At 69.8% G+C, this 25,294-nt stretch carries 20 protein-coding genes; 11 read left to right on the forward strand and 9 right to left on the reverse strand.

The window, feature by feature from the left end; all coding sequences use genetic code 11:
* Window positions 1–7 precede the first annotated feature (7 nt).
* The 7 genes from BBK82_RS31125 to BBK82_RS31155 all read left to right on the forward strand — a co-directional run bounded on the left by BBK82_RS31125 (window position 8) and on the right by BBK82_RS31155 (window position 9,023).
* Entirely contained in the window at window positions 8–1,879 is a 1,872-nt protein-coding gene (locus BBK82_RS31125; protein WP_065918179.1) for a dipeptide ABC transporter ATP-binding protein, read from the forward strand.
* The gene (locus BBK82_RS31130) at window positions 1,876–3,036 is read left to right on the forward strand and encodes a mandelate racemase/muconate lactonizing enzyme family protein (RefSeq protein ID WP_065918180.1); all 1,161 of its coding nucleotides are present in this window, start codon (window positions 1,876–1,878) and stop codon (window positions 3,034–3,036) included. The genes BBK82_RS31125 and BBK82_RS31130 overlap by 4 nt, the downstream gene beginning before the upstream one ends.
* Entirely contained in the window at window positions 3,033–3,857 is an 825-nt protein-coding gene (locus tag BBK82_RS31135) for an SDR family NAD(P)-dependent oxidoreductase (protein ID WP_065918181.1), read from the forward strand. Before BBK82_RS31130 ends, BBK82_RS31135 begins: the two co-directional genes overlap by 4 nt.
* Window positions 3,850–4,587: a ribonuclease activity regulator RraA gene (locus BBK82_RS31140; protein WP_065918182.1), complete on the forward strand. Its 738-nt coding sequence runs from the start codon at window positions 3,850–3,852 to the stop codon at window positions 4,585–4,587. The genes BBK82_RS31135 and BBK82_RS31140 overlap by 8 nt, the downstream gene beginning before the upstream one ends.
* A 73-nt stretch (window positions 4,588–4,660) precedes the next feature.
* Complete coding sequence (locus tag BBK82_RS31145; RefSeq protein WP_065918183.1) at window positions 4,661–6,031, forward strand: FAD-binding oxidoreductase; 1,371 nt, start codon at window positions 4,661–4,663, stop codon at window positions 6,029–6,031.
* A gap of 104 nt (window positions 6,032–6,135) precedes the next feature.
* A complete protein-coding gene (locus tag BBK82_RS31150; RefSeq protein ID WP_154697601.1) occupies window positions 6,136–8,385 on the forward strand; it encodes a GH39 family glycosyl hydrolase in 2,250 nt (749 codons plus the stop codon).
* A 269-nt stretch (window positions 8,386–8,654) separates the two neighbouring features.
* Entirely contained in the window at window positions 8,655–9,023 is a 369-nt protein-coding gene (locus BBK82_RS31155; protein WP_065918185.1) for an STAS domain-containing protein, read from the forward strand.
* Window positions 9,024–9,075: 52 nt separating this feature from the next.
* Here BBK82_RS31155 and BBK82_RS31160 read toward each other — a convergent pair whose 3' ends face one another.
* A complete protein-coding gene (locus BBK82_RS31160) occupies window positions 9,076–9,567 on the reverse strand; it encodes a MarR family winged helix-turn-helix transcriptional regulator (RefSeq protein ID WP_065918186.1) in 492 nt (163 codons plus the stop codon).
* Window positions 9,568–9,679: 112 nt separating this feature from the next.
* Here BBK82_RS31160 and BBK82_RS31165 point away from each other — a divergent pair, with 112 nt between their 5' ends.
* The 3 genes from BBK82_RS31165 (at window position 9,680) to BBK82_RS31175 (ending at window position 12,916) form a co-directional block, all read left to right on the forward strand.
* Window positions 9,680–10,906 carry an amidohydrolase family protein gene (locus tag BBK82_RS31165; RefSeq protein ID WP_065918187.1) on the forward strand — a complete coding sequence of 409 codons (1,227 nt, stop codon included), beginning with the start codon at window positions 9,680–9,682 and terminating at the stop codon, window positions 10,904–10,906.
* A gap of 303 nt (window positions 10,907–11,209) precedes the next feature.
* A complete protein-coding gene (locus BBK82_RS31170) occupies window positions 11,210–12,343 on the forward strand; it encodes a chymotrypsin family serine protease (protein ID WP_065918188.1) in 1,134 nt (377 codons plus the stop codon).
* Between the two features lie 150 nt (window positions 12,344–12,493).
* The gene (locus BBK82_RS31175; RefSeq protein WP_154697602.1) at window positions 12,494–12,916 is read left to right on the forward strand and encodes a CPBP family glutamic-type intramembrane protease; all 423 of its coding nucleotides are present in this window, start codon (window positions 12,494–12,496) and stop codon (window positions 12,914–12,916) included.
* 264 nt (window positions 12,917–13,180) lie between these two features.
* Here BBK82_RS31175 and BBK82_RS31180 read toward each other — a convergent pair whose 3' ends face one another.
* The 5 genes from BBK82_RS31180 to BBK82_RS31200 form a co-directional block, all read right to left on the reverse strand.
* On the reverse strand, window positions 13,181–13,846 hold the full coding sequence (locus BBK82_RS31180) for a GAP family protein (RefSeq protein WP_065918190.1): 666 nt from the start codon (window positions 13,844–13,846) through the stop codon (window positions 13,181–13,183).
* Window positions 13,843–14,361 carry a TetR/AcrR family transcriptional regulator gene (locus BBK82_RS31185; RefSeq protein WP_065918191.1) on the reverse strand — a complete coding sequence of 173 codons (519 nt, stop codon included), beginning with the start codon at window positions 14,359–14,361 and terminating at the stop codon, window positions 13,843–13,845. The genes BBK82_RS31180 and BBK82_RS31185 overlap by 4 nt, the downstream gene beginning before the upstream one ends.
* Before the next feature lie 196 nt (window positions 14,362–14,557).
* Complete coding sequence (locus BBK82_RS31190) at window positions 14,558–15,163, reverse strand: class I SAM-dependent methyltransferase (RefSeq protein ID WP_065918192.1); 606 nt, start codon at window positions 15,161–15,163, stop codon at window positions 14,558–14,560.
* The gene (locus tag BBK82_RS31195; protein WP_237047670.1) at window positions 15,160–16,635 is read right to left on the reverse strand and encodes an MFS transporter; all 1,476 of its coding nucleotides are present in this window, start codon (window positions 16,633–16,635) and stop codon (window positions 15,160–15,162) included. The genes BBK82_RS31190 and BBK82_RS31195 overlap by 4 nt, the downstream gene beginning before the upstream one ends.
* Window positions 16,636–16,751: 116 nt before the next feature.
* Window positions 16,752–17,708 (reverse strand): DUF1295 domain-containing protein, encoded by a 957-nt coding sequence (locus tag BBK82_RS31200; protein WP_065921480.1) that lies wholly within the window; start codon window positions 17,706–17,708, stop codon window positions 16,752–16,754.
* A gap of 63 nt (window positions 17,709–17,771) precedes the next feature.
* On the opposite strand from BBK82_RS31200, the gene BBK82_RS31205 reads away from it, so the two are divergent.
* On the forward strand, window positions 17,772–18,347 hold the full coding sequence (locus BBK82_RS31205) for a QsdR family transcriptional regulator (RefSeq protein ID WP_083268275.1): 576 nt from the start codon (window positions 17,772–17,774) through the stop codon (window positions 18,345–18,347).
* 41 nt (window positions 18,348–18,388) lie between these two features.
* Here BBK82_RS31205 and BBK82_RS31210 read toward each other — a convergent pair whose 3' ends face one another.
* From BBK82_RS31210 to BBK82_RS31220, 3 genes are all read right to left on the reverse strand, one after another.
* Window positions 18,389–19,144: a class I SAM-dependent methyltransferase gene (locus tag BBK82_RS31210; protein ID WP_065921482.1), complete on the reverse strand. Its 756-nt coding sequence runs from the start codon at window positions 19,142–19,144 to the stop codon at window positions 18,389–18,391.
* Window positions 19,145–19,328: 184 nt separating this feature from the next.
* Window positions 19,329–21,902, reverse strand: a complete 2,574-nt coding sequence (locus BBK82_RS31215) for an ABC transporter substrate-binding protein (protein WP_170067993.1) — start codon at window positions 21,900–21,902, stop codon at window positions 19,329–19,331.
* 268 nt (window positions 21,903–22,170) lie between these two features.
* Window positions 22,171–24,864: an AAA family ATPase gene (locus tag BBK82_RS31220; RefSeq protein ID WP_065918194.1), complete on the reverse strand. Its 2,694-nt coding sequence runs from the start codon at window positions 24,862–24,864 to the stop codon at window positions 22,171–22,173.
* Window positions 24,865–25,294 lie beyond the last annotated feature (430 nt).

Genomic DNA, 25,294 nt, shown 5'->3' on the forward strand with positions numbered 1-25,294 from the left:
GACACCCATGAGCTTGTTGCGCGTCACCGATCTCACGGTCTCGTTCGCCGGCCGGACGGGGCAGGACCCCGTGCGGGTCGTCGACGGCGTGGACCTCCACCTCGACGCCGGGGAAACCCTCGCCGTCGTGGGCGAGTCCGGGTCGGGCAAGACCGTCACCGCACTCAGCCTGCTCGGCCTCAACCCCACGGCACCGACGTGCACCACCACGGGGTCCGTGCTCATCGACGGCACCGAGGTCGTCGGACTCGGCGAACGGTCGTGGCAGCGGGTTCGGGGCAGCACCGTGGCGATGGTGTTCCAAGACCCGAGCGCGGCGCTGAACCCGTTGCTCACCATCGGCACCCAGATCGCGGACGCGGTGCGTGCCCACGAACCGATGTCACGCGAGCACGCCCGGCGCCGCGCGGTGGAAGCACTCGACCTCGCGCGGATGCCCGGCGCGAAGGGGCGGCTCGGGCAGTACGCGCACGAGTTGTCCGGGGGCATGCGGCAGCGTGCGGCGATCGCGCTGGCGATCGCCGCACGGCCCCGCCTGCTGATCGCGGACGAGCCCACCACGGCGCTCGACGTGGCGGTGCAGGCCGAGATCATGGGAATGCTCGGGTCGCTGTGCTCCGACCTCGACATGGGACTGGTCCTGATCACCCACGACCTCGGTGTCGTCGCGGGTCACGCCGACCGGGTCGCGGTGATGTACGCCGGGCGCCTGGTCGAGACCGGCACCGCGGCGAGCGTGCTGCGCGATCCGCGCATGCCCTACACCCAGTCGCTGCTCGCCGCCACACCACGGGTGGACGGACCAGCGCGGCAGCGGCTCACCGCCATCGGTGGACGGCCCCCGAACCCCCGTGACCGTCCGCCTGGATGCCCGTTCCAGCCGCGGTGCCCGGTGGCCGTCGACCGCTGCTCCACCACCGTCCCGCCGCGGGTGGACCTCGGTCAGGGCCACAGCGCGGCGTGCCTGCTCGTCGAGCAGCGCCCCACCATCGAACCACCCACCGCGACGATCCACAGTGGACCGGCGGTCAGTGGTGACGTGCTGGCGCGGTTCGACGACGTGTCGCTGAGCTATCCGGTGCGAGGCGGCGTGCTGCGCCGGGTGACCGGGCACGTGCACGCGGTCCGCGGCGTGAGCCTGTCGGTCACCCGCGGCCGGACCCTGGCGCTGGTGGGCGAGTCGGGGTCGGGCAAGACCAGTCTGACGAAGATGTTGCTGCGTCTGGAGAAACCGGACCGGGGCGTGGTGAGCTACGACGGCATCGACGTCGCGAAGCCGGATCGCGACCAGGTGAGGACACTGCAACGCGAAGTCCAGGTCGTGTTCCAGAACCCGTACGCGAGCCTGGACCCCCGGATGCGGGTCCGCGAGCTGCTCGCCGAGCCGATGAAGGTCCACGGCCTGGACACGGCCGAGGCGGAACTGGCCGGGCTGCTCCGCGACGTGGGCCTGGACGCCGGTGCGCTGGACCGGTACCCGGCCGCGTTCTCCGGTGGCCAGCGGCAGCGGATCGCCATCGCGCGGGCACTGGCCCTGCGGCCGAAGCTGATCGTGTGCGACGAGGCGGTCAGCGCGCTGGACGTGTCGGTGCAGGCGCAGGTGCTCAACCTGCTGGCCGACCTCCAGCAGCAGCACGGGATGGCCTACCTGTTCATCACCCACGACCTGGCCGTGGTGCGGTCCGTCGCGCACGACATCGCGGTGATGCGCGAAGGCCAGGTGGTCGAGTCCGGCCCGGCCGAGCAGATCTACCAGGACCCGCAGCACGACTACACCCGATCACTGCTGGCCATGGCGCCAGGACATCCCTCGTCCACCGCGGCGGGCCCGGCTCCCGCGGCCGGCCTGGAGACCGCATCCCAGAGGAGCACGGCATGACCCGCATCACCGGGGTTCGGCTGACCACCGTCAACACCCCGCGGCACAACGGCATCACCTGCGGGCACGTGGTGGTCGAGCTGCTCACCGACACCGACCTGGTCGGGCTGGGGGAGATGTCGGACCTGCAGCACCTGCCGCGGTTCCACTTCGACATCCCCGAGCTGGCCGCCACCCTCGAAGACCTGCTCGTCGGGCTGGACCCGCTGCAGACGACGGAGGTCGAACGCAGGCTGGAAGCCAACTTCCCGCAGGCGGGCTACATCTACGACAAGAGCCGCGCGATCAAGTGCGGGGTGGACATCGCCGTCTGGGACCTGGCGGCCAAGGTGCTCGGCCTGCCGCTGCACGAGCTGCTCGGCGGGCAGGTGCGCGACTCCGTGCCGATCGCCTACCCCGTGTTCCGGCAGCAGCACGACGCCGACGTCGAGCGCAACCTGGCGATGGTGGAGCGCAGGCTGGGTGAGGGCTTCGAGTTCTTCCGCGTCTACGTGGGCCGCGACCTCGCACTGGACGAGCGGTTCCTGCGCGAGGCGCGGGACCGTTTCGGTGACCGGCTCAAGATCAAGTCCTTGGACTTCTCCAACCTGCTCGACGCCAAGTCCGCGTGTGCCTTCGCCGAACGCGTCACCGACGTCGGCTACGGGCTGGTCGAGGCACCGGCGCCCAACCACGACGTGCGTGGCCTGGTGTACGCGCGCAACCGGTTGCACGTGCCGATCAGCGAACACGTCTACAGCAACCGGTGGGCACTCGACCTGGTGGCGGCCGACGCGGTGGACGTGTTCAACGTCAGCGTCATCGCCATCGGCGGCATCAGCCCCGCCCGCCGGATCTTCGCCATCGCCGAGGCCGCGGAGAAGTCCTGCCTGATCGGTACGACCCAGGAGCTGTCCATCGGCACCGCCGCCGCGGCACACGTCGCCATGGCCATGCCGGCCGCGACGCTGCCCAGCGACCCCGTCGGCCCGTTGCTCTACACCCGCGACGTGGTGCGGCACCCGGTGAGCTACGACAAGGGGCGGTTGCGGGTGCCCGAAGGCCTCGGCCTGGGCATGGAGCTCGACCCGGACCTCCTCGCGGCCAGCGCGGGTCCGCTCACCTGGCGGCACACCACCGCCGACGCCGTGGTGGACCGGCAGCAGGTGACGTCATGACCCAGCGCTTCTCCGGCAAGGTCGTCCTCGTCACCGGCGGCGCGCGCAACATCGGCCGGGCCATCGCGCTGCGCATGGCACAGGAAGGCGCCGCCGTCGCGGTCAACGGCCCGGACGCGGACGAGGCCGAAGCCACCGCCGCCGCCCTGCGCGAAGCCGGGGCGCAGGCGATCGCCTGCCCGGCGGACGTGTCGGACGCCGATGCCGTCGACCGTGCCCTCGAACGGGCGTTCACCACGCTCGGCAGGCTGGACTTCCTGGTCAACAACGCCGCCCTGCCCATGGTCGGACGCGCACGCCTCGTCGACCTCGACCCGGACGACTGGGAGCGCAGCTTCGCGGTCAACGTGCGCGGCGTGTTCCTCGCGACGGCCGCGGCCGCCAGGCTCATGCGACCCGGTTCGGCCGTCGTGAACATCTCCTCGATCGGCGCCACCCGCGCCCACCGCGGCACCATCGCCTACGACGCGGGCAAAGGCGCGGTCGAGGCCGCCACCAGGGCGATCGCCGTCGACCTCGCCCCGGCGGGAATCCGCGTCAACGCCGTAGCACCAGGACCGATCGCCAACGACCGGTTCGACGCGCTCACGCCCGAACAGCAACGCGCCCGAGCCGAGCCGGTACCGCTCGGCCGCGTCGGGACCGGAGCGGACGTGGCCGGAGTGGTCGCGTTCCTGTGCTCAGCCGACGCCTCCTACGTCACCGGCCAGGTCATCACCACCGACGGCGGCCTCACCGCACAGGCCCGTCCGGCCGGACTCGACCCGGCCCTCGACTCCGCCGCCATCCCACCACAGAGCAGAAAGCCGGCCCATGACTGACAGCTCCACCACTCCGCTCGACCCCGACGACCTCGGCGCGCTCGCGGAGGCGGGCACCGCGACCGTGACGACCCAGCTGTTCAAACTGGGGCTGCGCAACACCTTCCTGGCCGGACTGCGCACCTACGGCCGCCCCACCAGGCGGATGGTCGGTGAGGCCTTCACGCTCCGCTACATCCCGGCACGCGAGGACATCGACGTGCTCGACGTGTTCGACGACTACGACCACCCCCAGCGGCTGGCCGTCGAGTCCGTCGGCCCCGGCCAGGTCCTGGTGGTCGACAGCCGCAACGAAGGCCGGGCGGCGTCCGCGGGACACATCCTGCTCACCCGCCTCGCTGCCCGCCACGCCGCCGGGTTCGTCACCGACGGCACGTTGCGCGACATCGCGGGCATCGACGAACTGCCGATGCCCGTCTACGCCACCGGCCCGGCCGCGATGACCAACCTGGCCCTGCACCACGCCGTGGACATGCAACTGCCGATCGGGTGCGCGGGAGTCGCGGTCTACCCCGGTGACGTGCTGCTCGGCGACGCCGACGGCGTGGTCTGCGTGCCTCGCCACCTCGTGGCGGTGATCGCGAACCCGGCGCGGGAGCAGGAAGAGCTGGAGGCGTTCCTGCAGCAGCGGGTCGCCGGCGGCGCTCCGCTGCGCGGCACCTACCCGCCCGACGAGGCCACCCTGCGGGCCTACCGGGCGTTCACCAGGCCGTCCGCGGCCGTGTCCTGAGCCCGTCGACGAGGCGGACGGTGCGGCGGCCCGCAGCCACCGCCCGCCTCGTCGCCCGATCCCGAGGAACCCCATGGACAGCCTGCTCGATCGACTGCGCACGGAGATCGGCCACAGCAACGTCCTCACCGATCCCGACGTCACCGGCTCGTATGCGCGCGACATGATGCCGCTCGTGCCGGCAGGGCGTCCGCTCGCCGTCGCCCTGCCTCTCGACACCGCTGGAGTTCAGGCGGTGGTGCGCGCCTGTGCGGAGCACGGAGTCCCTGTGGTGCCACGTGGTGCGGGCAGCGGACTGACCGGTGCCGCCAACGCCGTGGACGGCTGCGTCGTGCTGTCGCTGGCCAAGCTCGACCGGGTGCTGCAGGTCGATCCGGACGACCGGATCGCCGTGGTGCAACCGGGTGTCATCACGAAACACCTGCGGGACCGGGCCGCTGAGCACGACTTGTTCTACCCACCCGACCCGTCCAGCTACGACTGGTGCACCATCGGCGGGAACCTCGCGACCAACGCAGGCGGGCTGTGCTGCGTGAAGTACGGCGTCACCGCGGACTCCGTGCTGGGCCTGGAGGTCGTGCTCGCGGACGGGGCGCTGCTGCGCACCGGCAGGCGCACCGTGAAGGGCGTGGCCGGGTACGACCTGACGAGCCTGTTCGTCGGCAGCGAGGGAACCCTCGGGGTCATCACCGAGGCGACGCTCGCGTTGCGTCCCCGCCCACCTGCACCCACCACGCTCGTCGCCGCGTTCGCCTCCGCGCAGGACGCGGGCCACGCCGTCGCGGAGGTGGTCCGTGCGGGTCTGGTGCCGTCGCTGATGGAGATCATGGACGCGGTGTCCATCGAGGCGGCCGAGGCCCACCTGCGCACCGACCTCGGCGCGGGGGACGGGACGAAAGCGCTGCTGCTGTGCCAGTCGGACGCCGGGCGCTGCGCCGGCGACGAGATCGCGGCACTGGAGCGCCTGTGCGAGAAGCGGAACGCGCTCTTCACCCACACGACCGACGACCAGGCCGAGGGCACGATGCTGCTCGAAGCACGCCGGGTCGTCCTCACCGCGCTGGAAGCCCGCGGTGTGCTCCTCGTCGACGACGTGTGCGTGCCGCGCACCAAAATCGCCGAGCTGATCCTCGGCTGCGAGGAGATCTCCGCGGACGTCGGGCTGACGATCGCCGTGGTCGGGCACGCCGGTGACGGCAACATGCACCCGACGATCGTGTTCTCCGGCCCCTCCGAAGAGGACAGGGCCCGCCAGGCGTTCGACTCGGTCCTCGCGCTGGGGCTGTCGCTCGGCGGGACCGTGACCGGTGAACACGGGATCGGGCGGCTCAAACGCGACTGGCTCGCCCGCGAGATCGGTGAGGTCGGCATGGCCGTCCACCGGTCGGTCAAGCAGGCACTCGATCCGCACGGCGTGCTCAACCCCGGAGCCGTTCTCGGCTGACACACCGCACACAACTCACCCTGCTCGCACAACGGACAGGCGTCGCGCTCGACGACGCCGGCCCGGCGCTGTCGTTCACCCGCTTTCACCCCAGGAGGTATCCAGTGCCACGACCAGCAGACGCCACCGCGGCCGGCCGTCCGCGCCGCCGTCCTCGACGGCTCACCACGGCCCTCGTGGTCGCGGCGTTGGCGGTGACGACACCACCGTCCGCTTTCGCCGACGCCGCTGCGCAAGGCGCCGACACCGCTGACATCACCGACGCGTTCACCGGCGACGTGGGTTCCTCCCCAGCGGGGTGGAGCGTCTCGGCCGAGGGCGGAACGGCCACCGTGCAGCAGCTCTCCGAGCTCGAACGGAGCCTGCGGCTGCAGGACGACTCGACGACCGCCTCGATGGCGGTCACGCGTTCTCTGGGTGCCACCAGGTCGACCCTCGTGACGGCCCTGCGACTGCGCGCGGCCCAGACCACGTCGGTGATCGGCGTGCACCTAAGGGGGACAGCGGGCGCTGCGGCGACGGTGGCGATGGACGCCGCGGGCCGCCTGTACACCTACGACGGCGCCAAGCGCGTCGAACTGGGCACCTACCAGGCCGGCCAGTGGCTCGACCTGCGGATCGTCGCGCACCCCACCACCCGCAGTTACAGCGTCTTCCTCAAGGGCAGGCGGGTCGCCGCGGACCTCTCGTTCCGCGTCGGCGCGGGCCCCTTGACCGAACTCCGGATCGGTGTGAGCAGGGAGACCGCCGGCACCGCGTGGATCGACGACGTGCGCGTCTTCGCCTCACCCGCACCCGATGGCTGGAGGCCCGTCGGAACGGTGACACCCCGCACCGCTCAGCAGATCGGCTCGTCGCGGTTGCTGTCGGGCTGTGAGACCACCGGCCGCAAGTACGCCCGGTTCTCCGAGTACCGGGACCAGTTGCTCGCTCTGGGCACGACCACGTGCCGGGTGCAGCCGGAGTGGAACGCCGTCGAGGCGAACGCCGACGGCCGGTACAACTGGACGATGGTCGACGAGATCGTGGACACCCTCCTCGAGGCAGGCGTCCAACCGTGGTTGCAGGTGTCGTACGGCAACTGGGCCTACGGGAAGAAGGGGATCCCCGCCGGCGGCGCGAACCTCGGCGCGCCCCTGCCGAGCGGTGCCGGACTCGAGGTCAACGCGAACTGGGTCAAGGCCATGGTGGAGCGGTACAAGCCCGGTGGCGTGCGCTACCAGAACCGCGGGCCGCACTACGGCGTCCGGCATTGGGAGATCTGGAACGAGCCCAACCACCCCGACGCGCCGCCGACCATCGCTGCCGACTACGCGGCCTACTACAAGCTCATGGCCACGACCATCCGGCAGCAGCAACCGGACGCGGTGCTGTTCGGAGTGGAGTACGGCATCGACGTGGCCTTCGCCGACAGGTTCATGGCAGCTCTCAAGGCCGCCAAGGACAACGGCGAGGCGGACGGTGACACGGCCGAGCAGGCCGCCCGGATCGGTCTGGTGAACGGGTTCTCCTACCACCCGTACAGCAACTACCCGGACAACCCGGTGCTCTACAACACGATGGCCGCGCTGCGCCAGGTGCTCGCCAAGTACTCGCCGGCGATCGAAATCCGGCAGGGGGAGAACGGCGCGCCGAGCACGGCGGGCTCGGTCGGGGCCTTCGGGCAGGACACCTTCACCGAGTACAGCCAGAACTCCTACAACCTGCGCCGGATCATCGGCGACCTCGGCGTGGGCATCAGCACGGAACTCCTCGGCACCGTGGACCTGTGGTACCGGTGGACGCCGAGCAGCGCGCCCCAGATCAACTCCAAGGGCCTCGTCGCGGCGACGTCGGACCTCAAGGCGACCTACACGAAGCGGTCGTACTACGGCGTGCAGAACGTGGCCGCCCTGTTCGACGACACTCTGCGGCCGGTGACCCGGCTGGAAGCCTCAGGCGACATCAAGACGAAGTCGCCGATCCAGGGCTTCGACTTCACCACCTCCGGCAACGGTGACCGCACCGTCACCGCGCGGGCGTTCGAGAAGAACGGCTCCGGCCAGCAGGCCGTCGCACTGTGGTTCGGCGGCGATCCCGCGCAGCAGCCCCGCTACGACAGCACGGGCAAGGAGATCGACGTTGCCGCGCGACCCGATCGCGTGCCGAACGAGGACCGAGCCACCAGGCCCGTCACGGTGACGTTCGCCGACGCGAAGATGAGCAACCCCCGTCTGGTCGACCTGACCACCGGCACCGTCCACCGCATCCCGCCGAACGCCGTGTCCCGGCACGGCAACTCCCTCACCATCACCGGGCTTCCCATCGGCAACACCCCTGTCGTGGTCGCGGACCGCTCGATCACCGGTAGCTGACGGGCCTGGCGCCGGAAGAACGGGTGGTTCCCCGTCCGGCACGTGGTCGGCGCCTCGACGTACCGCAGGCGTGCACTCTGGTCACCGACCGACCGTCGGCGCCCAGAGTGCACGGCGTGTGCGGAGACGTCGTGCCTGATGTTTGCGACGGTCCTGCGCGCGCCTTACCGTGATGCTGGAACCAGTGACCGAGCCACGTCCGTGGATCGTTGTTTGGATTGAACCAACAGTCCGGGCGGCACAGGCGCTGGAAACAGGAAGAGCTCGTCGTGGACGCTCAGTTCCTCACCACCGCCTCACCTGTCTCCATCACCACTGACCTGCATGGCGGCGTACCGGTCATCTGTGTCAGCGGTGAGATCGACATGTCCAACGAGCGCACGGTGGGTGAACACATCAGCGACCAGGTCGGCCAGCGGCCTGGCGCTGTGGTGCTCGACCTGTCGGGCATCACCTTCATGGGCTCGTCCGGGATTCGCCTGCTGCTCGACGCTCACTCGTCCACTTGTTCCGCGGGAACGCGAATGGTGGTCGTGGCCGATCACCAACCGGTGCTGCGTCCGCTGGCGATCGCCCAGGTGGACCGGGTGCTGCACCTTCGCGCGGATGTGACGGCCGCACTCGCTGCTTGTGCCTGAGCCAGTTGCGTCTGGATGATCCGCACCCGCGTGTGATCGGTCGAGATGCGCATCAGGTCGGTTCCGGACGCGAGCCCGGGCGGTCGCCACGGCGGCGGGTCTGCTCGGCGGACCAGGCGCTGGCGTCCTGGCTGTAGCGGATGAGGAACTGGGCGAACTGCACGCGCTCGGCTGAATCCCAAGTGGCGGTGATGCGTTCGAAGGCCACACGCTGTTCGGAGGCGAAGCGTTGACGCTCGCTCTCGCCGGTGTGAGTGAGCTCGAGGACTGTGCGTCGGCCATCGGCCTGGGAAGCGGCTCTCCGCAGCAGCCCGTCGGCGATGCAGGCGGCAATCGTGCGGCTGACGACGGGCTGGGAGACACCCATCTCAGCGGCGATGGCGCCCACCGTTATCTCGCCGGGTGCGTCCGCAACCACGTTCAGGACCAAGTTGCGGGTCAGGTCGCCACGTCCGCCTGTGCGCCGCCGCAATCGCGACAGGGCGGGTCCGACCTGGTCGAAGAGAGCCTTGTCGATCTCCGGAGGCGTTGACGAGCCACTCATGCCGTCATCCTAGAGAGAGTTTCGATCAGTGCGCATATCCATGCACATGCTATATGCATAGCTTCTGCTATATATTTGGAGGAGTTGTCCACGCGAGGGATTGAGGTAGGCCATGACCGTGACCGCCATCACCGGTGCCCGGGTGTTCGACGGTGAGAGGGTGCTGGGGGAGACCACCGTGCTCCTCGACGGCACTCGGATCGCCCAGGTCGGCGGCGCTGTTCCGCAAGGCGCCGAGGTCGTCGACGGCAGTGGCGCCACGCTGCTGCCGGGCCTGATCGACGCCCACGTGCACACCGGCAAGGACGCGTTGGCGCTGGCGCTGCGATTCGGTGTGACGACCGAGCTGGAGATGCAGGGCACGAACACCAGGGGCAGCCGGGCTCACATCAGCGAGGACGACACCGTCGCCGATGTGCGTTCGTCCGGATTCGCCATCACTCCTCCCGGCGGGCACCCCAGCGAGCTGTTCCCCGAAGGCTTCCGGCCCGGCCCGCCCGCGGGCGCGCGGCCGGTCGGACCGCCTCCGCTCATGCCGTTCTCCACCACCCCGGAAGAAGCCGTCGCGTTCATCCCGCAGCTGATCGAACGCGGCTCCGACTACATCAAGTTCATGGTCGACGACGGCAGCGTCGAAGGACACCCCGGCTTGCCCATGCTCGACCAGGCCACCTTGAACGCCGGGGTGGCCGAAGCCAAGAAGCACGGCATGCTCACCGTCGCCCACGCCCTGACCGTGGACGCCACCCGCATGGCCGTCGAGGCCGGTGTCGACGGCCTGGTCCACCTGTTCATGGACCAGCCCCACACCGACGAGATCATCGGCCTGATGAGGGACGCCGGGATGTTCGTCGCCCCCTGCGTCGTCCTGAACGCCTCCATGATGGGTATCACGGGTGACGACCTCGCCGACGACCCGCGCGTCGCCTCCCGCCTGGACGCCGAATGGGAGGAAGCCCTGCGCTCCAGCTTCGGCCACTACCCACAGGGCCGGATCGAGGACGTCCTCGCCAGCGTCAAAGCCCTCGATGACGCCGGGGTCGACCTCCTGGTCGGCACCGACGCCTCCCTACCGCTGCCTTTCCTGGGCGGACTCGCCCACGGCGCCAGCGTCCACCACGAGCTGCAGTACCTGACCCGGGCAGGCCTCACCCCTGTCCAGGCCCTGCGCGCGGCCACCGCCACCACTGCCCGTCGCTTCGGCCTCGACGACCGCGGCCGTGTCGCCGAAGGTCTGCGTGCAGACCTCCTCCTCGTCGACGGCGACCCCACCGTCACGATCTCCGACACCCTCAACACCCGCGCCGTCTGGCGCCGCGGCACCCGGCTGGCCGCTTGAGCGGCTCGCCGCCGGCGGCGCCGCGAACCAGGAGATCGCCTCGCGCCGGCAGCTCCGCGGTCTGCCCCTCGGCTGAGGCCGGTCCCGGCCGACGCTCTCAGTCCAGTCCGCTCAGCCCAGTCCTCTCAGGACTGTGACCGGGATGCTCCGTTCGGCAGTGCTCCCACTGGTCGGATGCGCGGTTGACGCCCTGACGCCAAGTCGGCATGGTCTGAACCACCGGTTCACCTCGACAAAGTGTGAGCGCTCTCATAAGTCGATGACAACGTTGACAACGGACTCCGACCCTGCAGGAGAGACACCGTGAAATCGACCAAGCGAACAACGTCCCTGGCCGCTGCCGTCCTGTGCGCCGCTGCCCTCGTCACCACACCCACCGGGCCTGGAGCCCACGCGGACGCGGCGGTGGACCGCTCCCGTGCTCAGCGCCCGCTGGTGGAGGCGGCGGAAGCGATCTACGCGGAGGTGGGGAGGACTTCCGACCCCGGCTACGCCGGCATCGTGCTGGGCGAGCGGGACTTGACCGTGTGGTGGAAGGGCGCCGTGCCGAAGCCGGTCGAGGCTGTCGTCGGCCGTCAGTCGCGCCGGGTGCCGGTGAAGGTGGCCACCGCCGCGTACACGCAGGCCGAGCTCGCCGACGCGGCCGCGGAGGTGCGAACCTGGTTGGACGCCAACCCGGACAGCGGTTTCCACGGTGTCAAGAGTCCGGGCGACGGCAGCGGCCTCGTGCTCGCCGCCCACCCCGCCGCCGGTGTCCGGGCGAGCACGTCGTTGAGCACCCTGGCCGGCCGAGTGGACGTCCCGCTGAGCATCCGCTACGAGGAGCCGATGCGCGAAGTGTCGCGACAGGACGATTCCGCGCCGTGGTGGGGTGGCGCGCGCACCTGGAACCAGACCGCGAACACCCTGTGCACCTCCGGGTTCGGTGTGCGGGACGCGGCCAACCGGCGCTACCTGCTCACCGCCGAGCACTGCGGCCAGGTCGGTCACCGCATCGCCGACGGCAAGGGCGAGTTCATCGGCAACGTGAGCGCCGGCCACGACGACCACGACATCGGCCTGATCCCCGCCAACAGCGAGAACCGGATGTACACCGGCGGTGGTGACAGCAACACCGGGGCCAACGTGGTCGGGTGGGGTCACGTGTTCGTCGGCCAGTACCTGTGCCAGTCCGGCGTCACCAGCGCCGCCGCGACCGGTGCCCCGGTGTGCAACCTGAAGGTCATCTTCTTCTGGCAGGACCGCGAGGACCTGGTCGAGGCCGAGCAGGTGCAGGGACAGACCGCCGCACGTGGTGGTGACAGCGGCGGTTCGGTGTACTCCAGTGCGTCAGGCGGAGTCGTCGCGAACGGCACGGTGACCCGTGCGGGTGGTGCCCGGCTGGGCTTCCAGGACTTCGCCACCGCCAACCGCGACTTCGGTGTGACGATTCCCTGACGACGAGCGGGTGCGGGGAGCGGCAACTCGGTCGTCCAAAGCCTCTGCACACGGCAGCGGACGGCCGAGTGTCCACACCGCGCCGACCGCCCGGCCACGAAGCCCGGCCACCCGGCCAGACCGAGCCGGTCGCTCGGCCTCTCCTTCGCCGTGGTCGCTGTGCTCCTGCCCGCGGTGCTGCTCACCGTGCGCTGGGCCGGGCGGCAACGGCCTGGTTCGGTGAACAGCGTCGAGGGTCGGGTGCGGTGGCGTTGGCTGGCCGAGTGCGGCGGGTGGTCGTTGGCGGCCGCCGGCCTGGTGGTCGTGGCGGCAGCGGTCGGCGGGGAGCGGTGGAACGTGGCGCTCTGGCCGGGGTGGGCCACCTTCGCCACGTTGGCCGTCGTCACCGTTCTGGTCGTTCCGTTCCAGGCCGCGGCGGAGGAGTACCTGTGCCGCGGATGGCTGCTCCAGGTGTTGTCGTCCTGGACGCGCGTCTGGTGGCCCGCGGCGTTGACGGGCACCGTGCTCTTCGTCGTGCTGCACGAGTACACCGACCCGCTGGTGATCATGGACCTGGCGGTCTTCAGCCCGTGACTACACGGCGGTGCAGGTTCTGCCCAGCACCGCAGTGGTCCTGTTCTGCACGTGGTGGGGTGGACCGCCGCGCACGCCGAGTCCGTCTCGTGCACAGGCCTGCCGACCAGCACGTGCTTCAACCGTGGCCGCGCCTCGCCCCGGCGGAACGGGCCGACCCGCCGGGTTCTCGGGTCTCACGAGCGCCACTGCCGTGTGAACACGACCGGAGAACGTCGTCGGGTGTGGTCGCGGCGTCTGATGTGGACACTGCCCCTCACGTTTTCACCAGAGGAACGCGAGTACGGCGATCCCGGCCGCGAGGACGAGCAACAGCAGGGCGATGGCCGAGTTGGCCGGTAGCGCCTTCTCGGCACCGAGCCTGGCGTACAGGCGGTCCAGCCGGGGGCGCACCCGGTCCCTCAGGGCGGCTCCGGCCACCACCAGCACGATGCAGGGCAGGCAGTAGATCACGGCGTACCCGGCGAGGACCAGCACTGCCTGCCCTGCGGGAACTCCGGCGCTGATGAGGCGTTCGACGGCGAGGAAGTAGGGGAACGCGTTCGGCAGGTCAGCGCCGGTCAGCAGAACTCCCAGTGGAACGGCGGTCCGGATGGAGACCCACCCGGGCAGCACGACAGCGGCGCGTGTGCGAGCTCGGAAACGACGTACGCCCGCGGTCGCGAGCGTGACGGCGCCCAGCAACAGCGCCGCCCGTCTCAGCCAGGTCATCGCATCGTCGATCGCGCCGGCCGCGACGTCAGCTCCGAAGAAGAGCGCGATGCCCAACCCGAGCACCGCCGTGAAGGCGCCGAGTGCGAACAGGGCCGCTGCGGTCACCGGTCGGCGCAGTGGCGAGAGCAGCAACAGCGCCACTCCGGCGATCGTCGCGGGATTCAGCGCGTCCAGCAGCGCCAGACCCGCGATGCCGGTCAGCAGGACGGCGCTCATCCGGAGCCGGCAGCCAGTCCGAGGTGGCGGATGAGCTGCTCCACGGCCGCAGCGGAGGGCGGGTGCCCGGTCAGTGCGTTGAGGAACAGCCCGTCGCCGACCAGGCGGACCACCTGAGCCCGTGCTGCGTCAGCCAACTCCTCTTCCAGCATCCGTTCCCAGCGGTGCACGGCCTCGTCGACTCCTCGGGGGAGGTCCAGGTCGCCCATCGCGCTGACCCGCAACATGGACAGCATCGCCCGGTACAGCCGGCGTTCGTGTTCGTCCGGCATCGACAACCGAAGCCATTCCGCGGCCATCGAACCGGACTCCGCGGCTGCGGTCAGCCGCTCGTCCGCCATCCTGACGGCACGTTCGATGACGCCGTGCAGCAGCGTCTGGGTGGTGAAGTGGTAGAGGACGCCGCCCTTCGACACACCGGCTTCGTCAGCCACCGCCTGCAGCGGCGGCGGCACTTTGCCCTGGATCAGCAGCCGTTCGGCGGCATCGAGTATGTGATCGCGAGCGTTGGTCATGAGCCTACTGTACCGTCCGGACGGTACAGTAGGTATCCGAAACTCCGGGTCAGACGCCGATCACGCCAACGCCTCCGTCACCACTGCCGGTTCGCCCGCGAGCAGCTCGTTGTCGGCGAGGAAGTTCAACGCGAACTGCGGCTGCACCAGCGCACTCGCGCGCAGGCTCGAGAACCTGTCGGTCTGACGCCCGCGGTCAGGACTTCCGGTAGACCAGCCGGATGTTCTGCGGCCCGGCCGAGGAGCGACGGCGTTCGAACAGCTCGTCCAGCAGCGCGACGACCGGGCGGCGGCGGTGCCGGGTGAACACGGGACGCCAGAGGAACAGGACGAGCTCCCCGCCTGGCCGGAGCACCCGGTGTGCCTCGCGAACGGCGGCCAGCGGGTCGGGCATCTCCTCGAGGCTGTAGCCGTAGAACAGGGTGTCGGCCTGGTCGTCGGCCAACGGGAGCTTGCACCCGTCACCGGCCACATAGGACACTCGCGCACCCGGCACGCCGTCCAGCTGGTGCTGCAACGCTTGCATGGCGGACGGCGACGGGTCGAGGGCGATCAGGTCGTTCCCGCTGCCCAGGTGGGTCTTGAGGGCCGAGGTGTAGAAGCCGCCCCCGCTGCCGACCTCCAGGCAGACGGAACCGGGGCGGCGGCTGACCACGCGCAGGTCGTGGCGGGGCAGGTCCCAGCCGAGGATCATGCGCAGCACCGGGCTGCTGATCAGCCGGTACAGGCGGTCGGGTGTGCGCCAGCCGCCGCGGACGTCCGGCTGGGCCGGGGGTGTCGTGGTGGTCCTGAGGTCGGTCATCGTGTGGTTCCTTCGTTCTTGGGCAGGGCGCGGGCCGCGGCGATCGTGGCGAGGACGAACAGGACGGCGCCGACGACCAGCGCGGCCCGCAGTCCGGTCACGAACGCGTCGCGAGCCAGGTCGAGCAGTTGGGAGCCCGCTTCGGGCGGTAGCGCCGAGGCAGCGGCGGTGGCTTCGGTGAGGCCGTCACGGGCCTGTGCCGCCGTGCTGGGAAGTGCGGCCGTGTAGACCAGGGTGGCGATGCTGCCGAGAACCGTGACGCCGAGACCGGCGCCGAGCTCGTAGGCGGTCTCCTCGACCGCGGCCGCCGCACCCGCCTGCTCGGCCGGCGCTGCGGCGAGCAGGGCGTCGGAGGCGGCGGTGAGCGAGATCGAGACACCGAACCCGGTCGCGGCCAGCACCGGTCCGAGCAGCCACAGGTTCTCGGTCGTCGTCAGGGCCGCGGCGCAGACCGCCAGGGCCACCGCGCTGACGGCGAAACCGGCCACCGTCATCCGGCGGTTCCCGAACCGCTGCAACAACGGCCCGGCCACGACGCTGCCGATGACCGCCGAGCCCATGACGAACATCAGCCGCAACGCGGCAGGCATCGGTTGCAACGCGAGCACGAGCTGCAGGTACTGGGCGAACAGCAGTCCCAGGCCGACCAACGAGGTCAGGACCAGCAGGACACTGCCGACCGCGACGCTGAACGCGCGGTCCCGGAACAACGTCACGTCCAGCAGCGGGACGGCGAGCTTCCGCTGCCGCCGCACGAACGCGACCAGCAACAGGCAGCCGAGCAGCCCGGCGACCGGGCCGAGCACGAACATCGTGCCGCCGTGCGGGGTCTGCTTGACCGCGAAGGCGATCCCGATGACGCCGACCGCGGCCAGCGCCGCGCTGAGCACGTCCCACGGCCCGTCCGGCGGGTCCGCGGACTCCGGGATCAGCCAGTAGGTCAGCGGAATCGCCACGACCATCACCGGCACGTTGATCAGGAACGCGGCGTGCCAGGAGAACGTCTCCACCAGGAAGCCGCCGAGCAACGGCCCGAGCACCGCCCCCGAGCCGGCCACCCCGCTCCAGATGCCGATGGCCGTCTGGCGTTCGGCGCGGTCGGGAAAGGCCTGGCGCAGCAACGACAGCGTCGCCGGCATGATCATCGCGCCACCGACGCCGAGTGCGGCCCGCGCGGCGATCAGCACGGCGACGTTGGGCGCCAACGCACAGGCGAGCGAGGCCAGCCCGAACACGACATAGCCGAGCACCAGGACCCGGCGCCGGCCGTAGCGGTCGCCCAACGTGCCGAACGCGAGCAGCAACGGCGCCGCGACCAGCGAGTACACCGCGATGATCCACAGCTGGCCGCTGGCGGTCGGCCGCAGGTCCTCCGCCAGCGCGGGCAAGGCCATGTGCAGCACGGTGGCGTCCACGGACACCAGCAGCAGGCTGGCGCACAAGATCGCCAGCACGAGCCAGCGCCTGCCCACCAGGACCCTGGAAGGGGGAGTCGTCACAACCAGTCAGCCCTACGTAGACGGCGGATACACCCTTCTACTGTGGCCGATGCCGGTCCGCAACACCTCATCCTTCCGGTGTTTGTGAGTCATCCTACGGTCGTAGAGCCGCCGGGCCGACCGGCCACCTCGTCCTGCGGGGTCTTGACCGGGCCGGGGAAGAACATGTTGGTGGTGGCCTGGTAGAGCGCGTAGTCAGGGCGTTTGCGCACGCTGTGGTACTCGGCGGGGCGGGCGCCGGTGTGCTTGGTCAGCGTGACGTACAACGTCCAGGAGACGAGGAACAGGCCCAGCACCAGCAGCGCCCACACGACCGGTGACGTGTCGTGGAACCGCGCGGGCAGCGTGGGCAGCGCGAACAGGACCAGGGCGTTCCACTGCATCCACTGGAAGAAGTAGTTGGGGTGCCTGCTGTAGCGCCACAGCCCCCGGTCACAGGTGCCGCGCTCGCCACGTGCGGCGAACCGCCGTTTCTGACCGTCCGCCACGGACTCCAGCACGAAGGAGGCGGCCCACAGGGCCAGCGCGCACGCGGCCCAGACCGACAGCCGCGGCTGGTCGGCGGCGACGAGGAACGCGGGAACGGCGAGCACCGACGCGTTCGCCAGCCCCTGCAGCCAGATCTCGTACTGGACGGAGATCGCCTCGCTGCGGAACCCCTGCCGCTCCCAGCGCCGCCGCTGGTACCGGTACCGGGGGAGCTCGGCCTTGGGGGAGCCGGGCGTCCACCAGCCGTGCTTCACCGTCATCACCAGGCTCCACAGCCCCATCCGCGCTCCCATGGCGAGGTAGGGGACCGCGACGGCCACCGCACCGGGCCCGTCGGCCGTGACCAGGGTGACCACGCCGATGCCGACCAGTCCCCACGGCCAGGCCACGTCGACGTACGACACGTGCCGCGTGAGGTGTCCGGGGACGGCCGCCAGCAGGGTGAACAGCACGCCCTGCACCACGAGGTTCGGCCAGGCGAGCCCCGCGGTCGCCGGCGCCAGCACCAACGCGGCCCCGACCAGGACGAACGGCAGCATCGCCCAGACTCGCCGCATCGCGGCCTCCTCGTCGTCCCGGTGAGACATTCCGTCTGTTTGTCTCAGTGAGACACTTTATACATGCTGTCTCACGCCGCGGCCAACGTGAACCTGACCACCGAGCCCGAGGTGGACCCGGTCATCGCCCTCGCGCTCCGGCAGTTCCTCCGCGAGAGCCGCATCGACATGGGCGACCTCGCCACGACGGCCGGCATCGGCCGTGCCACCCTCTACCGCCGCTACGGCGACCGCGACCGCGTCCTGGGCGAGGTGCTGTGGGCCATCACGCAACGGGCGTGGTCACGCCTGTGGCACGCCAGCCCCGAACGCGGCCTGGCCAGGGTGAGCGCCGTGCTCGACCAGGCGATGCGCGACACCGTCACCTCACCGGCCCTGCGCGCCCTGCTCGAACGCGACCCCGAGACGGCGCTGCGGGTGCTCACCTCCCAGCAGGGCGTGGTGCAACACCGCCTGGTGACCGGCCTGGCCGACCTCATCCGCGCCGAACGCGGCGACGACCCGCCCGACATCCCGGCGACCAAGCTGGCCTACGCCGTGGTCCGGCTCGCCGAGTCGTTCTGCTACTCCGACGTGATCGCCGGCGCGCCACCGGACATCGACACCGCCACCGACATCATCCGCAAACTCCTGGCCTAGGGCCTCATCAAGGAACGTTGTAACGGTGTCGAGCCCGTTGTCTACACCTTGCTCGCCACCACCATGTAGTTCTCGGCCTCAGGGTTGAACGTGCTCATCTCCGTCCGCAGTCCGACCCGGTGCAACTCCACTTCGAGCTCGTCGTATCGGTAGGGCCAGCACGACAGCAGTTCCGAGCGGACGAGAACCGGCCCAGCCGCATCAACTTGCGCGACCGCAATCTCGATGTGGTGCTCCTCCTCCCACAGCGGTGCGATCTCCCAGCGGTAGACCACGACGGCATCACGACCGTTCCGGCGGACGAGTCGGTCACTGATGTCCAGTCGGGAACCTCTGGCCCTCACGAGTTCCCACGTGCGGGAAGTGAGCACCAAGCGCCCGCCACGGCGCAGAAGCCGTGACATCGACTCCAGAGCAGCACCCCTGCCTCTCGCGCCCACGGCATGGTGCAGCGAGTTGCCGACGCAGAACACCATGTCGAAGGTGGCGTCATCGAAATGGTCGGGCAACTCTTCCCAGTCCGCCCGCACTGTCCGGACCGATGCCCCGAACTCCCCGGACAACTCCGCAGTCCGACGAACCATCGCTTCGCTGGCGTCAGTTGCGACAACCTGCATACCAAGACCAGCGAGGCCAACCGCCAACTGCCCGGTTCCGCACGAACAATCGAGGACGTGAGCGTTGGGCGGCAGGAGACTGAGGACGTCATCGAACGACGCAGCGAACTCGGCCGGAGTCAGCTTCACATCGGAGATGAGCCACTCGTACACCTCGGCAAGCGCGTCATAACCCGTCACAACCACTACCTCCGTCGCGCGGCAGACTCACGGTGGCACATCAGTACATCAGCGGAGCAAGTCGGTTCACCAACGGTTTTCGCAACGGCAACCCGCCCGCTCATGCCGCGAACCGAGCGCTACTCCCGGCTGACGCGCCGTCTGGCACAACCCACTGACCGCCTTACGCATCACTCGTCTGGCGTCAGGCGAAGGACGCCAGGTAGACGCACACGATGCCGAGGACGTACACGGGATAGCCGATGCGGGCGCTGTTCGCGAGTGCGCGTTCCGCGTCGTCGCGCCTGACGTTCGCCAAACCCTTGCGCACCATAGCGATCAGCACGCAACACGCGGCCAGCAGGATGAAGGCGTAGTAGCCCCACTCCAGTGCGACGGTGTAGCTGACCGACGGCAGTTGTGAGGTGACGTTGTTGAGCAGGACGGCGGTGCTGAGGATCGCGGTCACGCCCATGGACACGGGCGCAGCGCTTTCGGAGGGTTTGAAAAACAGCGACAGGTAGGTGACGCAGATCAGCAGTGCCAGCGGGAGCAGGTTCTTGAACAGGAACGGCAGGACGTCGCGCGTGATGACGACCTCCGCGGCGTACTGGCTGTAGAAGATCCCCGATGTCGCGCCCACCGCTTTGGGGTCGCCGAGGGCGTCGCTGCTGCCGACGGTCTGCTGGAAGAAGCGTGCCGACCTGGCCAGCCAGTTGGGCGCCTGGTTGATGTCGCGGCTGGCGTCGGCGCCGCTGCGCAGGTAGTCATCGGGTTTCTGGTTGAGGATCTCCTTGTCGGTGGCGTACACGACCTGCTCGCTGGTCCGGGTCCGGTTCTGCAGCACGGCGGAGAGCCGCTGGTGGTCGAAGGGGAAGTCGCGGAAGTCGAAGCTGGACCTGAACCGGTCGGCCACCCGGTACAGCCGGTACGTGACGCCGTTCTCGGTCACGTCGCGCAGTGGTGTGCCGAGCTTGAGGTCCGGCTTCACGGCGTTGATGAACTGCACGTCGGACGCCGCGTGATCACCCACGTACTTCAACCAGAGGAAGAAGTCCATGTAGTAGGTGCCGTCGCGGGTGTCGACGTCGCGGACCTCGTTGAGGTTGATGCCGGTGGCCACGACCTGGCGCCGGGTCAGGTGCCGGTTGCCGATCGTGATGACGTGGCCGCCGGCGGTGTCGGCCCGCAGCGCGGCCTCGGACAGCGGCTCGTAGATCGTGAGCTGCACGGGGGCGGAGACGAACTTCGTGCCGTCACTGGTCACAATGGACACGGGCATCTGCGCGGAGCCGTTCTCGGTGAAGTACAAGGGGCCGAGCAACGCCTGGAACGCGTTCTTGCGGTCCTTCAAGCCCCCCAGCGCGTCACGAAGGCGCTGCCTGTCCTCTGCCTTGTGGTTGTCGTCGAGTCCGTAGCCGTTGTCGCGCATGAGGTGCAGACCGATGTTGAGCGCTTGGCGCGCGGTCGCGGCGTGCCAGAGAGGGCGTTCGCCGTAGCGCCGCTCGAACTCGTGCGCCCAGGCCAGCGCCGGCCCGGACAGCGAGTCCTGGGCCATCGGCGTGCCCATGTAGAGGCCCGGCGTGAGCTTGCCCTGCAGGCCCTGCGCCTGTTCCCTGGCGATGAGCAGGTCGTGAAAAGCACGGCTGGCCAGGGAGTCGGTGCCCAGGACCGGGGCGGTGACACCCGCGGTGCGCAGCTTCGTGATGATCTCCAGGCCGAGCTTCTCCCGCACGGCCAGCACGATCGGCACCCCGGGAGCAAGGGTCCGCAGGCGTTGGACAGCGGCGTCCACGGTGGCCGCGGAACGTTCTGGTTCGTAGGACACGGGAAGCTCCGCGGCGACGGCACCGAACGTGCGGAACGACGCGACGAACGTCTCTCGTCCAGAGCGGCCGGACTCGTTGTCGCCGTACACGATCGCGGCCGTGTCAGACCCGAGGACCTTCGCACCGTACGCGGCGAGGAAGTCGCTTTGGGTGCGGTTGCCGAACATGCTGCGGAAGTACCAGTCGCTGCCGTCGGTGATCTGCGACGAGGTCGCCGACGGGGTGATCGCCGGGATCTTGGCCTTCTGGTAGATCGGCGCGGCGGCCAGGGCCGTGTCGCTGACACCATGACCGATGACGTACATGACCTTGTTCTCACGGACGATCTGTTCCGCGATGCCGCGGGCCCTGTCCGGCTGGTCCGCGTCGTCGTACACCAGCAGCTCGACGGGATGCCCGTTGATCCCGCCAGCCTCGTTGATGATGTCCGTGTGCATCCGCAGGCTGCGTTCCATGTGCGCCGACGTCGTCGCCGACTCGCCGGTCATGCCCGCGACCAGCGCCACGTGCACGGGTTCACCGGACCGCGAACCCGACGCCAGCGCGAAGCCCAGCCCGGTCACCAGCATGAGCACCACCGCCGCGGCGCCGGCCCACGGCACCCACCCGCGCCCTCTGCCCGCCGGTTTCCGCACGCCGCTGGCGTCCGGCCTCTCCGGTTTCGCCAGGAGCACCACTTCGGCCGGTGGACGGGTCGGCCCGGCACCCAACGCGGCACGGGCCCGTCGCGTGTCCGGATCCCGCGCGATGGCGTACGCCTTGTCCAGGCAGTACCGGCGTTCGCCGTCGTCGGTGACCAGTTCGGCCAGCCAACGCCAGGCGGGCTCGTACTTGACGTCTTCCGCCAACGCGCGGCCGAGCAGTTCCCTGGCCTGAGCGGGATCGGACTGCCGCACTCGCACAGCCCGGTTGGTCAGCGAGAGGGCAGCGGTGTCAGATCCGTCGGGCACGCAGGTCTCCAGAGCCATGGGTCGATGAGGTGGGATGGCTCGACGGCCACCCGCGTTCAATACTCGCAGCACCGGCGGCGGGTACGGCCTTGATCGCCGTGCAGTTCAGCCAGAAGTGGTCACGCCGGCACCCGAAGCGGCAGTGACAACGGCCGGTTCGCCGCGGGAACGGTTGTGGTGGAGCGGGACGAGCACCGGGAAAGCCCGAGGGCCGGCTCGGCGGAATGTCCGAGCCGGCCCTCGAAGTCCTGCGTCGTTCTGCAGCGAGTCACGCCGTGCACGGCATGGGCAGCCGGGGTGGGCTGCCGAAGTGTCGCTGCCACTGCTCGTCGGTCGGGCGAGCCGCGCTGAGCATCCGACACGCGTCGGCGTTGGCGCCCTCGTGGTCGAGGTGCCACTGGTACTCGTTGTTGTCCTCGTCAACGGCGAGCAAGGAGCTGCCGTCCGGCGCCCACAGCAGCGCGACGGTGGTGGGGGTGCGGGAGTCGAGATCGGCGCCCTTCGTCAGGCGCTCTTCGGAGTTCCGGTACCAGGGGGTGATCTTCCCCTCGCCGGCGGTGATGACGGTTCTTCCGTCGGAGCTCGCGCTGATCGCGGTGATCGGGCCGGAATGGGCCTGCACCACCGCGAACGGCCGAGCGGGGTGCTCGCCGAGCTCCCACAGCTGCAGCTCGCCGGTGGCGGTGCCGACCACCAGGTCGGCGCCTGCGTCCGCCACGACTGCGGACGAGGCGTTCGGCACCCGTGCCTCGAGCCGCATCTGCGGTTCCGCGGGCTTGTCGACGTCCCACACCCGGACGATGTCCTGCTCGACGGTCACCAGGTAGTAGCCGGTGAAGATGCCTCGCGCACCTGGGATCGTCGCACCGCGTTGTGGGGCCGAGGAGTTGGTCACGTCCCAGAGCACGGTCGTGCCACCCTCTTCCTCTGCCGCGAGAAGCCGCCTGCTGCTGATCACGTCGAACGCGGTCCTCGTGAACCGGCCGGGCAGGGTGGCGACCGTCCGGTGAGTGGTGCGATCGGACAGCCGCACGACCTGCTGGTCGTCGACAAGCGCGAACAGCTGACCTCCAGCGCTCATGCTGGCGTGCGTGACGTTGAGGTACATGTCCATGTTGCGGAGTTGTCGGTCAACGAGCAGAGCGGTTCCTCGGACCTGTTTGCCGCTGTTCCGGCCGCCGGTGAAGGACGGCAGGCCGTAGTCGGTGAGCACCTTGTGCGGTGCGGCCAGTCTTTCGGACGTCGCTGTCGCCAAGGTGCTGACCAAAGTGGTGCCGGCTCGCTGGGTGGGGTCGAGCCGGTAGCCGGCGAGTGCGACGTAGGCGGCCATGCTGGGAGCGGTGTCCCGCATCTTCACCGCCTCGGTGACCGCCCACTCCGCCAGCTCGGCGTTGCGGTTGCCCGAACCGTCTATTGTGGACTGGACCGCCGCTCCGTCGATCACGAGCACGGCGGTCAACAGTGCTGCCTGGAGCAGAACGGTCGCGCGGCGCCGGTGCCGGGAACGCCGCTGCCGCGTGTAGGCGCGTTCGTCCGCGGCGACGCTCTCGTCCAGGAACCGTTGCTCCGCCTTGTTGAGCGGCGCGTTGGCGTCCCAGGCCCAGTCTGCGACCGCGGTGAGGCGAGCACCGCGGAGCAGGCTGTCGGGATCGCGGCCGTGACGCTCCCAGGTCGCCGTGGCGTCGGTGAGTTCGCGGTGCAGGCGCTGCCCGTCGCGATCCTCGGCGAGCCAGCCGCTGAGCCGTGGCCAGGCGCGGATCAGAGCTTCGTGGGTGATCTCGACGTCGTCTTGGGTGCGGGTGACCAGCCGCGCGTCGGTGAGCTCGTCGAGCACGGTGACGTCGTCGATCTCGGTCAGGGTGACTCGGCGTTTGGTGTCCTCGGTGCCGTCGCCGAGTGCGCACAACCGCAAGAACAGAGCTCTAGCGGCTTCTTGCTGGTGCTGGTCAAGCGCGTCGAACGTTGCCTCGGCCGTCTGCACGAGCGCGCCGCGGATGCCGCCTGCTGCGTCGAAAGCGGCGACGGTCAAGGTGTTGCCCTGGCGCCTGCGCCACGTCTCCAGCAACGCGTGGGACAGCAGCGGCAGCACGCCCGCTTCGCCGTGCGTCTCGGCGACCAGCGTCGTGACCAGCGCACCCTCGACCGTGCACTCCGCTGTCCGTGCGGGACCGGTGATCGCGCGGCGCAGCTCGTCCGCGCTCATCGGGGTGACCGTGACCATCGCGTCCTGCCAGGCCGCCACCAGGTCTGCGTGCAGGGTGCACCGCGCGTAGAAGTCGGCCCTCACCCCGATCACGACCCTGCACCGGCTCTGCTCACCGTGCGCGGCTGTGATCAACGCAGTCAGGAACGCCACCCGCTCGTCCGCGTCCCGGCACAGTGTGAAGACCTCCTCGAACTGGTCGACGACCAGCACGAGCTGCGCATCGGCCGGTCCCGCAGCGAGCGCCTGCCGGACGAGAACGCCCAGCGACCCGGGATCCTCCTTCAGCTCGCGGAACGCTTCCGGGGCGCTGAACCCGAGGCGCGCGGACAGGTGCACCGCGCACTCCTCCAGCGGATGCGCGCCCGGCGTGAACACCACGACGGGACCGGGCAGGTGCGGGACGAGCCCGGCACGCAGAACCGACGACTTCCCCGACCCGGACGGGCCGAACACCGCGACGAACCGGCGCCCGCCCAGGCGACCGGCGATGTTCGCGATCAGTGCTTCCCGCCCGAAGAACCGGTCGGCGTCCTCCACCTCGTACGCCGACAACCCCGGATAGGGTCCTTTCCCGGTGTTGTCCGGTGCCGCTGGAGCGCTGAGCTCCGCCGCGATCGAACGCCACCGCTGCTCCCATTCGGCGGGATCTGCGCCACAGGCCCTGACGAACGCGATCGTGACGGCAAGACTCGGCAGCCGTTTGCCTCCGGCCGCGTCCGACAGCGTCGTCGACGAGAAATGTGCGCGTTTCGCCATCTCCCGGTAAGGCGGTTTTCCTGCTTTTTCCCGCAGTTGTCGCAGATCAGCCGCGAATTCCACCAGAGCGGTCCCATCACGCTCCAGCGGTTGCTCCTGGCGTGGCACCTCGCTCAACCCCTTCGAAGAAGCATCACCGATTGTCCGGGCGTTGTTGTCCGGCGTCCAGCCCGTCGGCGCCGGACAACGCCGCTGCACTACACCTGGCTTGTCATCTGGTGTGCAGCGCAATGGTTGCGATCGTCGGCATCGGCACTTCTGTGTATGGCAGAAACTGACGAATCTTCGCAACTTCGGTTCGAATGAGCGGGGTGGTCGATGTGAATCGGAGAGGGGTGGTCAGGCGGAGTGGCCGAGCAGTCGAATCGCGTTCTCCGAAGGCGACCCCTCGGCCGTTGTGACGACGGTGAGCGACTCTTCATGGACAGCT

Origin of the sequence: Lentzea guizhouensis (assembly GCF_001701025.1) — a bacterium.
In the GTDB taxonomy this organism is placed as follows: domain Bacteria; phylum Actinomycetota; class Actinomycetes; order Mycobacteriales; family Pseudonocardiaceae; genus Lentzea; species Lentzea guizhouensis.

Excerpts from the sequence above, each read along its gene's own strand:
- BBK82_RS31125 (WP_065918179.1), top strand. The coding sequence starts at position 8 with ATGAGCTTGTTGCGCGTCACCGATCTCACGGTCTCGTTCGCCGGCCGG.
- BBK82_RS31130 (WP_065918180.1), top strand. The coding sequence starts at position 1,876 with ATGACCCGCATCACCGGGGTTCGGCTGACCACCGTCAACACCCCGCGG.
- BBK82_RS31135 (WP_065918181.1), top strand. The coding sequence starts at position 3,033 with ATGACCCAGCGCTTCTCCGGCAAGGTCGTCCTCGTCACCGGCGGCGCG.
- BBK82_RS31140 (WP_065918182.1), top strand. The coding sequence starts at position 3,850 with ATGACTGACAGCTCCACCACTCCGCTCGACCCCGACGACCTCGGCGCG.
- BBK82_RS31145 (WP_065918183.1), top strand. The coding sequence starts at position 4,661 with ATGGACAGCCTGCTCGATCGACTGCGCACGGAGATCGGCCACAGCAAC.
- BBK82_RS31160 (WP_065918186.1), bottom strand. The coding sequence starts at position 9,567 with ATGAGTGGCTCGTCAACGCCTCCGGAGATCGACAAGGCTCTCTTCGAC.
- BBK82_RS31165 (WP_065918187.1), top strand. The coding sequence starts at position 9,680 with ATGACCGTGACCGCCATCACCGGTGCCCGGGTGTTCGACGGTGAGAGG.
- BBK82_RS31180 (WP_065918190.1), bottom strand. The coding sequence starts at position 13,846 with ATGAGCGCCGTCCTGCTGACCGGCATCGCGGGTCTGGCGCTGCTGGAC.
- BBK82_RS31185 (WP_065918191.1), bottom strand. The coding sequence starts at position 14,361 with ATGACCAACGCTCGCGATCACATACTCGATGCCGCCGAACGGCTGCTG.
- BBK82_RS31190 (WP_065918192.1), bottom strand. The coding sequence starts at position 15,163 with ATGACCGACCTCAGGACCACCACGACACCCCCGGCCCAGCCGGACGTC.
- BBK82_RS31200 (WP_065921480.1), bottom strand. The coding sequence starts at position 17,708 with ATGCGGCGAGTCTGGGCGATGCTGCCGTTCGTCCTGGTCGGGGCCGCG.
- BBK82_RS31205 (WP_083268275.1), top strand. The coding sequence starts at position 17,772 with ATGCTGTCTCACGCCGCGGCCAACGTGAACCTGACCACCGAGCCCGAG.
- BBK82_RS31220 (WP_065918194.1), bottom strand. The coding sequence starts at position 24,864 with ATGGCGAAACGCGCACATTTCTCGTCGACGACGCTGTCGGACGCGGCC.